Origin of the sequence: Paenibacillus endophyticus (genome assembly GCF_014192395.1) — a bacterium.
GTDB lineage: Bacteria > Bacillota > Bacilli > Paenibacillales > Paenibacillaceae > Pristimantibacillus > Pristimantibacillus endophyticus.
In genome coordinates, this window is sequence record NZ_JACHXW010000002.1 from 184,653 (window position 1) to 200,411 (window position 15,759).

General features: G+C 49.5%; 15 protein-coding genes. 4 read left to right on the forward strand and 11 right to left on the reverse strand.

Translation table 11 applies throughout. The features are described 5' to 3' along the window. Positions 1–120 precede the first annotated feature (120 nt). The gene (locus tag FHS16_RS03470) at positions 121–1,407 is read right to left on the reverse strand and encodes a stalk domain-containing protein (RefSeq protein ID WP_183558918.1); all 1,287 of its coding nucleotides are present in this window, start codon (positions 1,405–1,407) and stop codon (positions 121–123) included. A gap of 23 nt (positions 1,408–1,430) precedes the next feature. Beyond that, complete coding sequence (locus FHS16_RS03475; RefSeq protein ID WP_183558920.1) at positions 1,431–1,967, reverse strand: hypothetical protein; 537 nt, start codon at positions 1,965–1,967, stop codon at positions 1,431–1,433. A 379-nt stretch (positions 1,968–2,346) separates the two neighbouring features. Here FHS16_RS03475 and FHS16_RS03480 point away from each other — a divergent pair, with 379 nt between their 5' ends. Beyond that, a complete protein-coding gene (locus tag FHS16_RS03480) occupies positions 2,347–3,822 on the forward strand; it encodes a helix-turn-helix domain-containing protein (protein ID WP_183558922.1) in 1,476 nt (491 codons plus the stop codon). Positions 3,823–3,833: 11 nt separating this feature from the next. On the opposite strand, the gene FHS16_RS03485 is transcribed toward FHS16_RS03480, so the two are convergent. Further along, positions 3,834–5,771: an ABC transporter permease gene (locus tag FHS16_RS03485; RefSeq protein WP_183558924.1), complete on the reverse strand. Its 1,938-nt coding sequence runs from the start codon at positions 5,769–5,771 to the stop codon at positions 3,834–3,836. Further along, the gene (locus tag FHS16_RS03490; protein ID WP_183558926.1) at positions 5,758–6,525 is read right to left on the reverse strand and encodes an ABC transporter ATP-binding protein; all 768 of its coding nucleotides are present in this window, start codon (positions 6,523–6,525) and stop codon (positions 5,758–5,760) included. Before FHS16_RS03490 ends, FHS16_RS03485 begins: the two co-directional genes overlap by 14 nt. A 197-nt stretch (positions 6,526–6,722) precedes the next feature. Here FHS16_RS03490 and FHS16_RS03495 point away from each other — a divergent pair, with 197 nt between their 5' ends. Next, positions 6,723–7,394 carry a response regulator transcription factor gene (locus tag FHS16_RS03495; RefSeq protein WP_183558928.1) on the forward strand — a complete coding sequence of 224 codons (672 nt, stop codon included), beginning with the start codon at positions 6,723–6,725 and terminating at the stop codon, positions 7,392–7,394. Continuing rightward, entirely contained in the window at positions 7,391–8,428 is a 1,038-nt protein-coding gene (locus FHS16_RS03500) for a sensor histidine kinase (RefSeq protein WP_183558930.1), read from the forward strand. The genes FHS16_RS03495 and FHS16_RS03500 overlap by 4 nt, the downstream gene beginning before the upstream one ends. Before the next feature lie 142 nt (positions 8,429–8,570). Here the strand turns inward: FHS16_RS03500 and FHS16_RS03505 are convergent, their stop codons facing one another. The 4 genes from FHS16_RS03505 to FHS16_RS03520 all read right to left on the reverse strand — a co-directional run bounded on the left by FHS16_RS03505 (position 8,571) and on the right by FHS16_RS03520 (position 11,253). After that, positions 8,571–8,861: a low molecular weight protein tyrosine phosphatase family protein gene (locus FHS16_RS03505; protein ID WP_246431576.1), complete on the reverse strand. Its 291-nt coding sequence runs from the start codon at positions 8,859–8,861 to the stop codon at positions 8,571–8,573. Between the two features lie 135 nt (positions 8,862–8,996). After that, entirely contained in the window at positions 8,997–10,088 is a 1,092-nt protein-coding gene (locus FHS16_RS03510; RefSeq protein ID WP_183558932.1) for a hypothetical protein, read from the reverse strand. Positions 10,089–10,402: 314 nt separating this feature from the next. Next, the gene (locus FHS16_RS03515; protein WP_183558934.1) at positions 10,403–10,822 is read right to left on the reverse strand and encodes a VOC family protein; all 420 of its coding nucleotides are present in this window, start codon (positions 10,820–10,822) and stop codon (positions 10,403–10,405) included. 167 nt (positions 10,823–10,989) lie between these two features. Then, positions 10,990–11,253: a DUF7667 family protein gene (locus FHS16_RS03520; RefSeq protein WP_183558936.1), complete on the reverse strand. Its 264-nt coding sequence runs from the start codon at positions 11,251–11,253 to the stop codon at positions 10,990–10,992. Positions 11,254–11,393: 140 nt separating this feature from the next. Between FHS16_RS03520 and FHS16_RS03525 the strand changes: the two genes are divergently transcribed. Continuing rightward, entirely contained in the window at positions 11,394–11,744 is a 351-nt protein-coding gene (locus FHS16_RS03525) for a hypothetical protein (RefSeq protein ID WP_183558938.1), read from the forward strand. Between the two features lie 95 nt (positions 11,745–11,839). Here the strand turns inward: FHS16_RS03525 and FHS16_RS03530 are convergent, their stop codons facing one another. Genes FHS16_RS03530 through FHS16_RS03540 form a run of 3 tightly spaced genes read right to left on the reverse strand, consistent with a single transcriptional unit; the run spans position 11,840 to position 15,662 of the window. Further along, positions 11,840–13,921, reverse strand: coding sequence for a glycoside hydrolase family 43 protein (locus FHS16_RS03530; protein WP_183558940.1), 2,082 nt, complete (start codon positions 13,919–13,921; stop codon positions 11,840–11,842). A 25-nt stretch (positions 13,922–13,946) separates the two neighbouring features. Then, positions 13,947–14,753, reverse strand: coding sequence for a carbohydrate ABC transporter permease (locus tag FHS16_RS03535; protein WP_183558943.1), 807 nt, complete (start codon positions 14,751–14,753; stop codon positions 13,947–13,949). Positions 14,754–14,771: 18 nt separating this feature from the next. Continuing rightward, positions 14,772–15,662: a carbohydrate ABC transporter permease gene (locus FHS16_RS03540; RefSeq protein ID WP_183558945.1), complete on the reverse strand. Its 891-nt coding sequence runs from the start codon at positions 15,660–15,662 to the stop codon at positions 14,772–14,774. Positions 15,663–15,759: the final 97 nt, after the last annotated feature.

Sequence of the window (15,759 nt, forward strand, 5' to 3'; positions counted from 1 at the left end):
GCGTGAAACGATATATCAGCCGCAACCCCATATCCTAATAAGCCTTATAGTCGCACAAAAGAATGAGCGCTATGGCTCATTCTTTGTAGGCTCCCAGCTATTGGTTTGCTTGCTTAACGGTTAGTTCAGGTCAAAGTAGAAATACAAATCATCAAGCATTAGCTTCGCAGCCATTGCGCCGCCGGATAGGTTCCAACTTACCGCGTTAACCTTGTAATATTTTTTGTTCTTAACGGCGTCGAGATTTTTCCAAAGCGGACTATCCGTCCATTCTTTCTGGTATTTGAAGATCGCACCGTCGCCGTCCCAATCCGTTGTAAAGTCAAAGATATAATCGCCGTCCAGCAGGCTTACCTGCTCCTTCGACGTTACGTTAATAATTTCTTGCTTCGTTGCAAGCTGCGCTTTCGGCGTTGCGAAGCCCAGCTCTTGGAAGATCTTATAGGCAAAACCCGTATTATAAGCACGTGCGCTTCCATTTGGATTGATGCGGATGATGGAAATTTCAGCGCCTTTATCCTTTGCTGCCAGCTTGCTTTTGAAATCCGCTACTTTCACTTTCCAATCTGCCATAAACTTAGCAGCGATTTCTTCTTTGTTCAAGACAGAAGCAGCAACGTCCAGATTGTCTTGCCAATCAGTGAGATCCTTCGTTACGATCGTTGGCGCGATCGCTTTGAGCTGGTCGTATATTTTCTCATGGCGGTCTTTCGTAGCAATAATCAGATCAGGCTTCAAGCCAACGATCGCTTCGACGTTCGGCTGCGTCTCGTCGCCAAGCGTTTTTGTGCCAATTAGACCCGAACGGATATATTCATAGAAAGGCTGCTGCACATAGGACTCTACTGCGCCTACCGGTTTCACGCCAAGCAATACGGAGATGTCTACGCCGCCGTTGAATAAAATAACGACGCGCTTCGGAACGCTGTTCAACGTTGTAGTGCCAAGCGCATGCTTGAACGTCTTTTTCGTCTCAAGGGCTGCAGTTGAGGTTTTCGCATTCCAGTTGACCCATACGCCTAGTGACTCGCCTACGAACCGAAGGGGTACAAGCACACTGCCTTTTACGTTCGCAGGAGCCGCATCCAATGCTACGGAAGCGCCATTGATCTTCGCCGTTTTGCTGCCAAGCGTTAGTTCAACCTTCTGGCTGCCTTTCGTAATCGTCGCTTTTTTGGCTTTCTCATCATATTTCACAGCTCCGCCAAGTGTCTCCGCGATTGTGCGGTATGGAACTAGCGTACGCCCGTTAATCGTTTGCGGAGCAACAGCGAAAGATACTTTTTTGCCGTCAACCGTTACGTTGATTGCTGCCGCTGCTGCGGTTGCCGCCGTAACGGGTATGATTGTAATCACAAGTGCGAGTGTTAATAATAGACCCATGAACCGTTTTTTGACCGAAGACATTTAAATTCCACCTATTCTGTGTTTTATTGGTCCTGCTGCTCCAGCTTTAAATCGCGGAAGCTTTGGTAGAGCTTGTAATCAAGCTGAATAATCAGCTCTTTGTCCCATTTGCTTGCTTGAACGGCTTGAATAAGTTGGCGCAAATCCTCCTGCAGCCTCTGAGTCCTGGCAGAGTCGGCTGCTTGTACGTCTGGCTTCATCGCAACCCACAGTCCTGCCATTTGCTGGGCGAACGCCTTTGCCTCATCTGTTTGATCGGCTTCCACCGCTTGTTTAAGCGATTTGATCAAGCCTGACATATCCGAAATACCCGACTCCGTATCCGGGATGGCAACAGGATCGGCATCCGCGAACGGATCGCTGTTTCCAGCTGCTTCAGCCATTTGCTCCTTCGGATTGGCTTCCGTTTCGCTGCCGGCTGTTCCACAGCCAGCGAGTGTGACGATCAAGCATAATGCGTATGCAAGCAGCAAATAGCTGCGTTTCCCTGTCCCCGCCTTACTCCAAAGCATGATGTAAGAAATGGTTCCATTCCCTCCCGCCATGTGAATGATAATCATTTTCAATACTATTCTACAGATCAGGATTTCCAATTTGTATACACGATATTGTCCGATTCATATGGACAAAAACATCATTTTTTATGCGTTTGCATCAGAAACCGCTTTTTTTGTCTTTCCATTTTTGATAAGATGTTATTGATAATGGTTCTCAAATCCAAAAATCCACCATTCGTCGCTAAGGGGATGTACGCTATTGCATACTGATCATCCATTGCTGTCTTTTGCTCCGCTATCAATAAAACACCATACATACAAGCCTGGCTTTCGCTCCAAGCCGTTTATAACTAGGCGGAGCTCAATCTGCTGTATCCAAAATGGCAGCGGCTGCCTCTTCATAAATGAACAGCCTTACCCGCTTAAAGCAGGAGCAATCTTCTTGCTTGAGCCCGCGATGAAAATCCAGATCATGAATGATTCGGATAACTTGATTCGCATCCATCTCATCCACTACAGATTCGTTCGGCTAGCAGCCAATGATGAGCATAGCGTGACGGCAGTATCACATCCCTCACCGTTATATGACGAGGAGCAGCTCGTCCGCTATGCTTCGGCTGCTGCCACAGAAACATTGGTTATTCAGCTGCATCAGGCGTTCAAGGAACAAAGCATGCTGAGCCACATCAAAAGACAGCAGCTCTTCTGCGAGCTTCTGCTGCACATGCATGTCCCGCCAAAAACAAACAAGCTGACGGTTAACGAATCCGTGCAGCAAACGATAGCCTATATGGAAGAAAAGTTTGCGAAGGCGATTCAAATGAGCGACCTCCCGGTTATGGCGGGAATGACACCCAGCTCTTATTGCCGCGCTTTCAAAAAAATGACAGGGCTGACACCCGGCCATTATTTAACGAGACTGCGCATGATGCGCGCGAAGGAGCTTATGAGCGAGCCAGGCGCCGCGCTGCGCGACGTCGCGACGTCAATCGGCTACCAGGATGAGCTGTATTTCAGCCGTGTATTCAAAAAGACGGAAGGAATTTCCCCCTCCGTCTTTCTCAAGCGGCGCGACCGAAAAATCGCTGTCGTCAGCAGTTATTTTCTGCAGGATCATTTGCTCGCCCTCGGCATACTGCCAATTGCTGCACCCAGCTATCCGAAATATTTCACGACGCCTTCCGGTTTCCCGACCTATTTGCATGATCGGTTATCGGGAACGATTCCGCTAAACGCGGAGCGGACCATTATGACGAGCGACGTCATGCGGTTATCTCCAGATATGATTCTCAAAACGGAGTTTCAAAAAAATCCGAATGACCAACTATGGAACGCCAATAAAAATACGATTTTTATTGATCCTTCCACAACCTGGGAGCATTATCTGCGAAGCATCGCGGTACGCGTCCAGAAGGAACGGGAAGCAGAGCGCATCATACGGCAGATGACCTTGCTCGAGCAGGAAACAAGAAAAAAGCTCTCTTCCGCCACCAAACACGGCAAATGGGTTATTATTCGGCTGCTTCCGGACAATTGCCGATTATACGGAATTAAAGATCACACGTTCACAGAGCTGTTCTACCGGCGGCTGCAGTTCAAAAATGATGAACGAATTACGCATTCGGTCTACATCGACAATGCGCTTGAGCAGCTGTTTGACTTGGACCCTGAGAACATTTTGATCATTTGGAGCGAAGAGACCGAAGTGAACGAGCTGGCGAGCAACGAGCGATGGCAGAATCTTCGTGCGGTCAAGGAAAATCGCGTCTATTATCCCGATTCGCGCGAATGGGACCCTTGGGGTCCCATTGGTCGCGAATATATGATCCGTGCGATGACGCGTTATTTTGCAAAGACGGGATTGACAAGCAGCGTTATGGATCAGCCAGAATGGCACAGGAGCCGCTCGATGGTTTAGCCGTTCACGATTTAGTCGTTCACGATTTTGTTGAAAGAGGTCACTGTCAGAATGTAATAGAACAAATAAATCATCACGTATAAGGCAGTGGAGAAGAGTACGGGTACCGTAAAGTTCACATCAACCAAATTGGAGAACAGCTTAGACATGGCGTTCACGACGACAATGCTATGCGTGATGCCGAGCAGCAGCGGAAGCCCGAATATGAACAGGGACTGCTTCAATATGGATGCGCGAATCTCTTTCCTTGTCACCCCTATTTTACGCAGAATCGTATACCTCTCCTTATCTGAATGCGCTTCGGTAAGCTGCTTGAAATACAGAATGCTGCCGGTTGCGGCCAAAAAGACTAAGCCCAGGAACACGGCGACGAACGTGCCGATTCCCGTGTCTTCCAAGCCCGTTTTATACTCATGGTAATAGGAGGTTAGACCTGCTTTCTCCGCTCCATCCAGCAGCATCAGCTCCGTGGCTGTCTCAGCTGTCGATGACTCTCCCTCTACCTTGTATGCCTTGTAGAGAACCTCGGAACTTAGATCTTTTAGGTCACCGTAAAGATCGTCGCATATGACGATTACGAAGTCAGGGAACGACCAGCTTAAAATCCGATCCTCCAGCAGGTCGCTGAATGACAGCTCCCAGCTACGCGTAGGCAGCTCAAGCGTCAGCTTCTCCTTCTTGTAATCAGACAGGCTGTAGTCGGTGTACATCGTCTTCACGGCTACGGCTTCGCCTGCTGCCGGATTGACCGCTCGTTCAAGATGAAGCGCCTTGGCTATTACGCCATAAGTAGTTGTTGAAATGATTTTGACCGGCTTATCCTCCTCTTCGGAATAGCGCTCCGGAAACACGACTGAGCTTGATGTGCGGCCGCTTGATTTAATGACCGGGATGTCAATAGCTGCCGTTACCGCATGCTTGCTGTCAGCTGCAATGATCCGATTGACCTGCTCGTCGAACGCTTGCCCTTGCGATAGATGCATGTAACTGAACGGCGAGGTTTGCTCCGCATGCTTCGTGTTCGTGTAATATTGGCTGAACGCGATATCGGTTGCAAGCAGCGTGAACGCGCTGAGCAATGCAATAATCGTCAGCGTTCCAACGTTGCCGCGCATCCGAAACAGCAGCTGTGATGTTCCAACTACGTTAAGCCCCCGGTAGTACCTAGCTTTATTCTTTTGCGCGAGACGCAGCAGAAATACGGTTAAGCAGCGAAACAGCAAATACGTGCCCAAAGTAATCCCGACGAAAGCCACGCCATAATTGCGCATTAAATCGGACTCGGAATCAAAGGATAAGGAAATAAATACATACCCGGTTGCCAGCAGAATGGCGGCCAGCAGAGCCAGTAAAGGAGATGCCTTCGGAACAGACTCGGCTTGTTTGTCCGCTTGAAAAAGATCGATGAGCTTGAAGCGGTAAATAAGCCTGTAGCCTTGAATAGACGTGATCAGAATAATGACGGCGAACACCAGTGTCGTATTCAAGATTGCGCTGCCCGATACGTGAAATCCGATCTCCGCCGTTGTTCCGAGCAGCTTGAGCAATAGCATTCCGAACATTTTGGAGAGCAGCGTGCCAATCAGAATGCCAGCAGCAAGCACGATGGTGCTGATGATCAGATTTTCGTAGAAGAGCATTTTGCCGATCGAACGTTTCCTTACGCCAAGCAGGGAGTAAAGCGCCACTTCCTTCTTCCGTTTCCGTGTAAAAAACGAGTTCGAGTACCAGATGAAGATGAAGACAAACAAGATCAGGACGAACGAAGCGGTCTTAAAGGTAACCTCTACGTTTTTGGAGAGCGCTATGCTCGCTTGAACGTCCGTGCTGTACTGCAGCGATACGAATGTATGATAGATAACGACGCTGAACATCATTGACACGAAATAGATCAGATAATTGCGAAAGTTGCCCTTCATGTTTTTGACTGCCGTGCTAAATAACGTCACCTGCTCCACCTCCAAGCACCGAAAGCACATCTAATATTTTCCGAAAAAAAGCTTTGCGCGGTGTTTGCCCTTTCACTAATTCGGTGAAAATAGTTCCATCCTTAATAAACAGCACGCGGCTGCAATAGCTTGCGGCGAAGGCATCATGCGTCACCATCAGCAGCGTAGCCTGATCCTGCTCGTTCAATTCCTTCAAGCTTTCCAGCAGATCGGTAGCCGACTTGGAATCGAGCGCTCCGGTCGGCTCGTCGGCGAGAATGAGGCTGGGCCTTGCAATAATGGCGCGCGAAGCGGCTGTTCGCTGCTTCTGACCGCCCGAGAGCTGGTATGGATATTTGGCAAGCAGCGGCTTTATTCCGAATTTGTCGGTGATTTCTTCAACGCGCAGCTCCAGCTCCGCAACAGGAACCTTAGCGAGCGCAAGCGGCAGCAATATATTTTCCTTTACCGTCAACGTATCAAGCAAATTGTAATCCTGAAACAAGAAGCCCAGCTTGTCGCGGCGGAACTTCGATATTTGCTCCTCGTTCATCGTATGGAGATTGCTGCCATCGATATGGATGGAGCCAGCCGTCGGCTCATCGATAGCCGCAATCAAATGCAGCAGCGTCGATTTGCCCGAACCCGACGGCCCCATAATGCCTACAAACTCACCTTCAAGCACCGTCAGGTCAATCTCCTGCAGCGCGGTCGATACGCTTCCCTTTGAGCCGAATAATTTTTTCACTTGCCGTGCTTCAACGATCGTTCTCATCTATGTTTCCTCCGTACTTTCAAGTTTTGTAGCTTTCGCCTGCCTCTATTGTAGCTCAGCTATCCTGTGCTGTGGCTTACAACAATAGCGCCAACCTTACAATTTTGTTAGGATCGCGGAAATAGGTTTACGTCTTCGTCAAGCTTCCGTAGTATAGAGACGAAGCCGTTAACAGCTGACAACCGGAGGAGCTAACTATGAAAATATTGCTAGTGGAGGATGACCTCGTCATCGCCGAAATGCTCGGAGAATCACTGGCCAAGTGGGGCTTTGAAGCCGTGATCGCCGATGATTTCGACCATATCCTTCCGCTTTTTATAAAAGAGCATCCCCATCTTGTGCTCATGGACATTAATTTGCCTTCCTTCGATGGCTTTCATTGGTGCCGCAAAATAAGAGAAGTGTCCAATGTGCCCATTCTGTTTCTATCCTCACGGGATACGCCGCTGGATATGATCATGGCCATGCATATGGGCGGCGACGATTTCATTCAGAAACCCTTTTTCATGGATGTGCTGCTCGCCAAAATCAACGCCTTGCTGCGGCGCACCTATTCCTATGTTGAGGTCAGCGCCAGCAGTATCGAGCATGACGGCATCGTACTCAGCCTGAAGGACGGCGACGTGAGATCCGGTGAGCTGAAGGCTGAGCTCACCAAGACGGAATTTATTATTCTGCATATGCTCATGAAGCATAAGGGCGCGATCGTTACCCGTCAAAAAATAATGCGCAGCTTATGGGAGGACGAAAGCTTCGTCGACGACAATACGCTGACCGTCAACATTACGCGGCTGCGCAAAAAGCTCGCCGAGCTCGGCAAGGACAGCTTCATTACAACGAAGAAAGGACAAGGGTACATGGTCCAATGAGCTTCCCCAATTATTTGAAGGATAAACGTTACTTCGTCATGCTTTACGCAGCGCTTATGCTATTCGTATCCGTCATCCTAGCCATAAGCATTCCTTCACGGTCCGCGCTGAGCAACGTGGTCTATGTCAATGCCGTCTGCTTCGTGATCGCTGCATTGTATATCGTCATCGGTTTCTACTACCGAAAATGGTTTCTGAAGGAGCTCACCGCCGTCATCGAGCAAGGCGGCGATTCGATTGCCGCTGCTCTGCCTTTACCGCAAAATGCAGAGCAAGCACAGTATCTCCAGCTCATTGGCAAGCTCCAGCGCGAGCATGCGGAGCAAATGCAGCAGCTGGTGAACGAAAAACGCGATCATCAGGACTTTATTATGTCATGGATTCATGAAGTCAAGCTGCCTATCGCGGCGAGCCGGCTTCTCATTAGCAACAGCGGGGACAAAAGCGTTGAATATATTGTAGACAAGTTCGAGGACGAGCTTGGCAAAATCGATGGCTGCGTCGAGCAGGCGCTTTATTATTCGCGTATCGACTCCTTCTCGCGGGATTACTTCATCACCGAGGTTCATCTTGCCCAAATGATGAAGGACTGCGTAAAAAAACATGCGAAGCTGTTTATAAATAAGCATATCCGTTTTGAAATGGAGCAGACTGGCTTCGAGGTGCAAAGCGACGGCAAATGGCTGGCCTTTATCATCGACCAAGTGACGTCGAATAGCTTGAAATATACGAAGGAAGGCGGGAAGATTGCCGTTTCTTTCGAGGAGGACAGCAAAGAGAAGCGAATGCTCATTGTAGATACCGGAATCGGAATCTCCGCCGAGGATATCGGGCGCGTTTTTGAGAAAGGCTTTACCGGGGCCAATGGCAGAGCTCAGACCAAATCTACCGGAATGGGGCTTTACTTAGCAAAGCAATTGGCGCTTAAGCTCGGTCACGATTTGTCCGTGCAATCGGAAGAGGAGCGTTTCACGCGAATGATCATCCATTTCCCGAAAATAAGAAATTACGGCGAATGGTACAGTTCCAAATGATAGGCTGCTCAAGCTATCCACGGAGGCCGTCCAGCAGGCCGTTAACTCGCTGCCGCAGGAAGTTCCCGAGGAATGGGCGTGCCGCTTTCCGCAGAACGCTTGAGAATCCGCCGAGCTCGTTGCAGAATAGCCATTTAGCGCGTCATTCGATGTCCAGCTCTACATACGGGGACACGGACGACTGAAGCAATCCGATCAAATCCTCGTTCATGTATTCAAATTCATCCGGAATGTGCAGGCAGACTACTTGTTTGCCTGCAAGCTCATGGCTGAACTTGCTTTGCAGTCGCCGTAGATGCTTCTTCTCCATCGCGAATATTAGATCAGCCCAGCCAATATGGCCTGCGTTTACCTTGATTCGGGCATTGTCCTCTGTCCCCGCGGATCTAACCTCATGACCGCTAACGCCTTGGAACACCGTCTCCGCCGTCAAGCTTCGCCACTTGTTTCTGCTGCAGACGAACAAAAGATGGATAACTTTCCCCCCTTCGAATAGGATCAATATTGCGTAGTGCTGCCCAGTCCGTCATGAAAAGCGTTCTAGGGCAGCTCTTGATTTGGTTTGCGTTTAACGATCCAGCTCCATTAAGTTGTATGCCTCATGGTAAAGCCCGAGCTGTTTCAGCGCCAGCTTGCAGTGCGTAAGCAGCCTCCTGTCGGCCGGTATCCGGTTCAAATGCTGCGCATCGCGAATGATTGCAAGCTTTGTTTCCGGCTCGGCTTCGCGAAGCATGGCAATAAGCGCTCTGCCATCCTCCCAGTTGATCGAAAGCGGCTTTGCGTCTATTCGAGCTGCTGCCGCAGACAGCGGAACGATACCAACCGTATCCGTTGTTTCCATGCATATCGCCCTGTTTCTTTGTTCGCGCAGCGTTTGTGCGTAATGGGATAAATCCGTTATTGTATGCAGTCCAAACATTTCGCCTAATCGCGCCATCGCTGGCGTTCTTTCCTCGTCAGCAAGCTGCGGTTTTTTCGCCAGATGGGCTTCCAGCATTGCAGGATTATTGTGCAGCAAAAATTGGTCCGTATAAATCATTCGCAAAAAATCATTAATGTTTCTAGCGACCAGCCAAATGCCGGAATCCGAATCCATCGGTGATACTGCCGCAATAAAAGCTTGCTCCAGATCCGCAGCCATGCCGAAATCGGTGACAAAGCAATAATGAATGCCATCTCCGCCCGAGCTCGCAAACGGAATAAAGTCAGGCGGGGTAGAAGGATAACGGAAGTCATGTTTCTGCATAAGGAGTCCTAGCTCTGCTTCCATTGCACCGCCGAACTCAGTCTCTAGCTCGTACAATCGACTAACCGTAAGAGGAACGGCGTAGTCTCCGTATTGTTGATGGATGCGAGGCTGTTCATGAGCCGTTTCCTCAGGGTCGATTTGCCCGAACAAAACCCGCGAGGAAAGTTTGCTTGTATCCATGCTCGCGTACGCTTCTATTACATTCGGCACATGCAAACGCGTCAGCCTCATTCCGGAGGCAATCTTGTACAGCGTGGCGAGTTCTCCATCCGCCCAGCCCAGCAAGCTCTCCTCCGTAAGTTCTCCCTTGCTGCCGAATATCCGCTCCATGCTTGCGTTAAGCTCGCGTTTATCTAAGTTCGTATATGACAATTCCTCCATGATGAAAGCTATTATAGCAGGTCTATCCATGCTTCATTCCCTCCCTGTCCATTTCATCTTCAAGCTCTGGAAAACGAATCCTAATTATACCAAATGGACGGAGGAGGTGGCTAGCTTTGGATGCGAGACCAGCTAAAAACGGCGTGAACAGCAGACGAGAGCTATTATGGGAATTGGTCGCCAAGCACAGCTGATTCAAAGCTTTCGAAATAGCATGCGTCATTATCATAAGGCGCTAACGCATCGGTTGCTGCCGCGACTCAGGCAAATACTCCCCTTCAAGCTTTTGCCGCAAAAAAAGAGGCTGGCGCATATTGATATGCTCCAGCCTCTTCTTATTCCACTTATTCGCCCTGCTCGATTGCACTCGGCTCCATAAACGCAAGCTCCCACAAATGATTATCAAGATCCTGGAAGCTCCAGCTGTACATAAAGCCGTGGTCAACCGGGTCACGGTAAGGCTTCGCGTCCGCTGCCAAAGCCCGCTTGACGATCTCATCCACTTCCGCTCTGCTTTCTGCAGATATGGCGACAATGACTTCAGTCGTTTTTGCAGCATCGGCAATATCTTTATCAATAAAGGATTTGAAAAAGTCTTCAACGAGCAGCATCACGAAAATATTGTCGCCAATAATCATACAGGTTGCATTCTCATCGGTAAATTGAGGGTTGAATTCAAAGCCGATCTTCGTGAAAAATTCAACTGATTTATTCAAATCTTTAACCGGTAAATTGACAAATATGTTGCTGGACTTAAAAGCCATTACCCATCACCTCATCATTAGAATAGTTAGCATTGGTTTGATTCAGAGCGAATCGATATGATTATATCGTTATTCTACCATTTTTTACAGCCTATTATTTCTTATGGATTGCTATTTTTTGAGATTTATTGCCATGTCAAAAAAACAAACAGCTATTTCGCGCATGGCTATTGCTGCCTCTCAAAAAACGCAGGCCGCTTGCTTTCATAGAAACGTTCCATCTTGTCGATCTCACCCGATATGTCCAGCAGCCAAGCCTCATCCCCGGTCATATTCGCCATATATCCGAAATTGTATTGCTCGGCAAGCCGCTGCGCGTATTTGGCGTTCAGCTTCAAACAAGAGTTCATTTCCGACTGCTCCTGCTCATTAAGTGTCCGGCTTTGCTGGAGCAGCCACAGCTCGGCAAGCCGCCAGTGAATATTCATCATATCGATCATTCCTATCCGTCGAAATGTCCTTCTTTCCCATTCTCTCCTTTTTCACGAAAATTTAGCCCTCCTGCCCCTTGTTTCATTCCGCTTGCATTTGTTTTATTACTTAGTAACGCATACAAAGGGGAGTGACGGTTATGACGCAGAAAAAATTTTACTACGTATCCATCTCGGGAAAGCGGATCGAGCCCGAGCCTTCCATCAACGATCAGCTGACGGTAGTAGGCACATCCGAACAGATCAGCGAGCTCCAGCAGCAGCTTGACCAAATCCAGCGTGATGATGAAATTACGCAATTCCGGGCACCGATTCCTTATAAATCCGCAGATCACGATCAAGCGACCGATAAATTCAATGAAGATCTGATCAAGGTCTATCACACGGTATATGAGCTAGGCACAGACGAGACTAGAGCCCATATCCGCCAAATGAACATTTTGACCAAGCTGCAGGATACCGACTACAACTATCCGGGCTATGAGCGATAAAACAAAGCAAACGAAAGCTGCCCCACAAGTGTCGTTAAGACCTCATGGGGCAGCTTTTGCTGTGCCTGTCTTATGTTGAAGGGTAGACTTCTCGCCTACAAAGCCGTAAAGCTGGTTTCACGGAAAGACGCCTCTCCTGTTCCGATAAAGCCCGGTGCGCCGCCTAGCCCATCTATCGCATCAGCAAACCATATATGCTCGTCTACGCGGATAGTGAGGCTGCCGCCAGCCACTGTGCTGGATATCGTATGCCAGCCAGTCCAATCAAAGGAATCGGCAGCTAGCGATGCAGTCAAAATGACGTTCGGTGCACCTTCCGAGTACTGCGTGACCGTAATCGATTCAGCAGCCCGGTTCAAGATGACCTCTACCCCGTTGCGTTCATCGGAGTACGATGCAAGCATGCCGAACGCAGCCCCGCGCTTGATCAGAATATCCGTTTCGAAGCGGAAGCCATTGCTTGCCTCAACGGTGCCGGATGGCTGCATTTTCCATGAGGTGCGGCGATTCTGATGGCTGCGGCAGTGCAGCTCGCCGCCGATCACTCGGCAAATGCCATCGCCGTCCACACGCTCAAGAAGCTCTGCAAAGGCACTTCCATTCTCAGCAGACATAGCAGCATGCCGCGTGACTTCGAAGCCAGCGAAAGCTGCCGATGTGTAACGCGTGTGCATGCCTACGCTGCCGCTAACAATCGGGAAGTTTGCCTGAATGACCGCAACGCCGTCGAGCTTGATCACATAGTGCCTCCCCGTTTTCTCCACGCGCAGCAAATGAAATGCTCCATAATGAAAAGTTTCCGGCAGCGCATGCTCGATCGCTTCATGCTGAACGCCTTTGTAGACAGCCTGTGCCCGCAATACTCTCCGGCCTACGTCAAACAATACCGATACGTAGCTGCTCTCGTCCAAATATGCAGCATAAATTCCGTACAAGCCTCCCGTATGGTCGTGATGCCACTTCATGCTTGCCTCAAGCACATAGTGCGTATAGGGTTCGCGGGTTACAGCCCCGGCGACAACAGCTCGGTTCGCCTGAAAGGCCTCTCTATTTGCTTGCGACCAATCGCCTGCATTCGTCAGCCAGTGTCCGCCTAAACTCTCGCCGCTGCCATCGAACAAATCACGCAAAGCTGGCCGTGCAGGCGCCGGCTGCGCCTTGTATGAAGGACCAGCGATATATAGCCGGTCTCCGTTCCAAAGCAGCGGGTCGGCACGCATCGTGCGCTGCTCGCGGTTCATATCGAGCACATCGTCCGCATTGCGCCCGTGGTAGAACACCCATTGATCTATGTTGTTCGGTCCGCGGATGACAGAGTTGTGTCCGACTCCCTCTACGCCCTCATTTTTGCGAAGCAGCGGTTCATATTGATCATCGGAAGGATATTTGAGCCAATCCAGCTCAAGAAGCGACTGATCCTTGCTGGCATCCGCCACCGAGTAGCCTAAGAAATAGTTCGGCCGAACATAAGCATTTCCGCTGTACATCATATAGTGCTTCAAGCCGCGCTTCAAGTAGAAAGCACCCTCGATCGTATGCCAGTCACGGCCGTCGCCGAAACGGTTTTCCTCATAAATTTCCTCGTCAATCGTAGGCACAACGACAATCCGCGGCTCTCCGGCCGGCGTCACCATATCGAGGAGCCGATCAACCAGAATGACCGTGCCTGCGCGGTCACGATCTACGCCGGAGTACTCGTTGTTGGAATAAAACATATAATAATCGCCATGCTCATCTTTTACGACATGCGCATCCAGCGAGAACGTATCATAAAATGTCCGTACATACTCGAACGGTCCTTCCGGCGTCTCGGATACGGCAACCATCAAGCGCTCCTCATGCACGTCCTCCGCATGCTCGGGCATAGAGGAAACATACAGATAGAATCGGCCGTTCTCGTAAACGGCAGCAGGCGCCCAATAGTTTTTGCGTCCTCCCATTTGAAAGCCAATGCCAAGATGCTCCCAGCTCAGGAGATCATCCGAGCGCAGTACGATTACTCCCGCTTCACTTGTCGCGTAAGTGTAATAGCATCCATTATGCTTCAGCACATACGGATCGGGATGCACGAGCGTCAACGGCTCTGCCTGGCCTTCTCCCGCCTTAATCGGAAGCGGATTGCGATACGAATCGGCGCTATTCAGCGGCATTCCATCTGCTTGCGTTCTTTTATCCATATGATCATCCTCCATTTTTTCTAATTTAGCTTTTTACCGCCCCGGCAGTCAATCCGGATTTCATCGCATTCTGGCCGAACATATAGACGATGACAGAAGGAATGGTCATAAGAATGAGCGCTGCATACAGCTGGGCGACCATTTCCGGCGTTTGATTCGTTGTACCCGTGAAAAACTGTGTAGCCAACGTTACCGTGTACATCTTCTCGTCGCGAATAAGCAGCAGCGGGATAATATAATCGTTCCACGAGTAAATAAAGGTCAGCACCGCGATGTTGATAATGGCCGGAATGCCCAGCGGAATCATGATCGTTCTGTACATGCGCAGCGACGAGGCGCCGTCAATCATGCCCGCCTCCAAGATCGCGTTCGGAATGGAATCGAAATAGTTTTTGAGAATAAGCAGCATGAATGGGGCATTGAAGGCTACCAGCGGCAAAATAACGCCTGTGTAGCTGTTCATGATGCCCAGCGTCTTCGCCGTGAAGAACAGCGGGGACATGACCGCAGTTGCCGGTATTGCCAAGCAGGCTACGAGCGAATAGAACAGAACATCTTTAAGCTTGAACTGCATTTTGGAGAAGGCATAGGCAGCAAGCGTAGCGAGCAGCCCGACAACGATCGTCGTGCACACGGCGATGAAGAAGCTATTGAATACAACTAGGAAATAGTTGACCTTCGGATGCTGGATGACCGCCAAATAATTGCCGAAGCCATTGATGCCAAGCGATTTAATGACCGATTGCACGAGCGGGTACAGCCAAATGAGCGCGAATACAGCCAACACGGCCTGAATCGCCCACTTATCTATTTTTCGTAAATTAATAAACATAGGACTCACCTCTTCCTGTTATAGATCACGCTGCTGGCGGTTCGTATATTGGATTTGCAGCACCGCAAGCACAAGCGCGATAATCAGAATCGTAACGCCTGCTGCCGCGGACATGCCTCCGTTAAATTCCTCAATCGCTTTTTTATACACGTAGGTTGTCAGAAACTCCGTAGAGCGCCCAGGCCCGCCGCCGGTCAGCAGCGAGACGATATCGAATGTTTTGAGCGATCCGACGATGCCAAGAATGACGAGCGTAGACGTTGTGCCTCCAACGAGCGGAACCGTAATCTTGAACAGCGTGCGCCAGAAGCCGGAGCCGTCGATTTTGGCCGATTCATAGATTTCATCGGGAATAGCCAGCAGCGCCGAGTAATAAAGCGTCATGCTAAAGCCCATCCACTCAAAAATATTAACGATAATAATTGACATCAGCGCGTACTTGGGATCTCCTAGCCAGGAAACGGCCAGAAAATCAAGCCCCATTGCGCGAAGCCCTTCGTTCAAACTGCCGAAATTCGTATCCATAATTATCCGGAAGATCGCCGCGATTATAATCGGCGCCATAATCGTCGGAATGAAATAAACCGAACGGAAAATCGCATGCCCTTTCAGCTTCGCGCGCAGCAGCACCGCGAGCATTAAGCCAAGCGCTGCCTGCACGCCGACCGTACAAACGAAGAAGATTAAATTGTTGCGCAAAGCAATATGGTAAGACTTATCGTCAAACAGCTTGATATAGTTATCAAAGCCGATATATTTCATGTCCGTGTCGATGCCGTTCCAGGAATGAAAGCTCGTGTATACGGTAAATCCAATGCAGTAATACAGAAACAATCCCGACAATACAAGTATCGGTAGCACATAAAGATAAGCTCTCCAGCCGGAAAGCACTGAACGGTTGCCAGTCATGGTGCATCACTCCTCCAATTGCCAATTCTCTGTCTAGCAAGTCTCTCTACTAACAAGAAAAGAGCATGAATACCAACTCGCATATCCATGCTCTTTG

Bases quoted from the DNA above. Each gene is read 5' to 3' on its own strand.
- FHS16_RS03490 (WP_183558926.1), bottom strand. From the start codon at position 6,525: ATGAGAACGATCGTTGAAGCACGGCAAGTGAAAAAATTATTCGGCTCA.
- FHS16_RS03500 (WP_183558930.1), top strand. From the start codon at position 7,391: ATGAGCTTCCCCAATTATTTGAAGGATAAACGTTACTTCGTCATGCTT.
- FHS16_RS03470 (WP_183558918.1), bottom strand. From the start codon at position 1,407: ATGTCTTCGGTCAAAAAACGGTTCATGGGTCTATTATTAACACTCGCA.
- FHS16_RS03520 (WP_183558936.1), bottom strand. From the start codon at position 11,253: ATGATGAATATTCACTGGCGGCTTGCCGAGCTGTGGCTGCTCCAGCAA.
- FHS16_RS03475 (WP_183558920.1), bottom strand. From the start codon at position 1,967: ATGATTATCATTCACATGGCGGGAGGGAATGGAACCATTTCTTACATC.
- FHS16_RS03530 (WP_183558940.1), bottom strand. From the start codon at position 13,921: ATGGATAAAAGAACGCAAGCAGATGGAATGCCGCTGAATAGCGCCGAT.
- FHS16_RS03540 (WP_183558945.1), bottom strand. From the start codon at position 15,662: ATGACTGGCAACCGTTCAGTGCTTTCCGGCTGGAGAGCTTATCTTTAT.
- FHS16_RS03495 (WP_183558928.1), top strand. From the start codon at position 6,723: ATGAAAATATTGCTAGTGGAGGATGACCTCGTCATCGCCGAAATGCTC.
- FHS16_RS03515 (WP_183558934.1), bottom strand. From the start codon at position 10,822: ATGGCTTTTAAGTCCAGCAACATATTTGTCAATTTACCGGTTAAAGAT.
- FHS16_RS03535 (WP_183558943.1), bottom strand. From the start codon at position 14,753: ATGTTTATTAATTTACGAAAAATAGATAAGTGGGCGATTCAGGCCGTG.
- FHS16_RS03510 (WP_183558932.1), bottom strand. From the start codon at position 10,088: ATGGATAGACCTGCTATAATAGCTTTCATCATGGAGGAATTGTCATAT.
- FHS16_RS03525 (WP_183558938.1), top strand. From the start codon at position 11,394: ATGACGCAGAAAAAATTTTACTACGTATCCATCTCGGGAAAGCGGATC.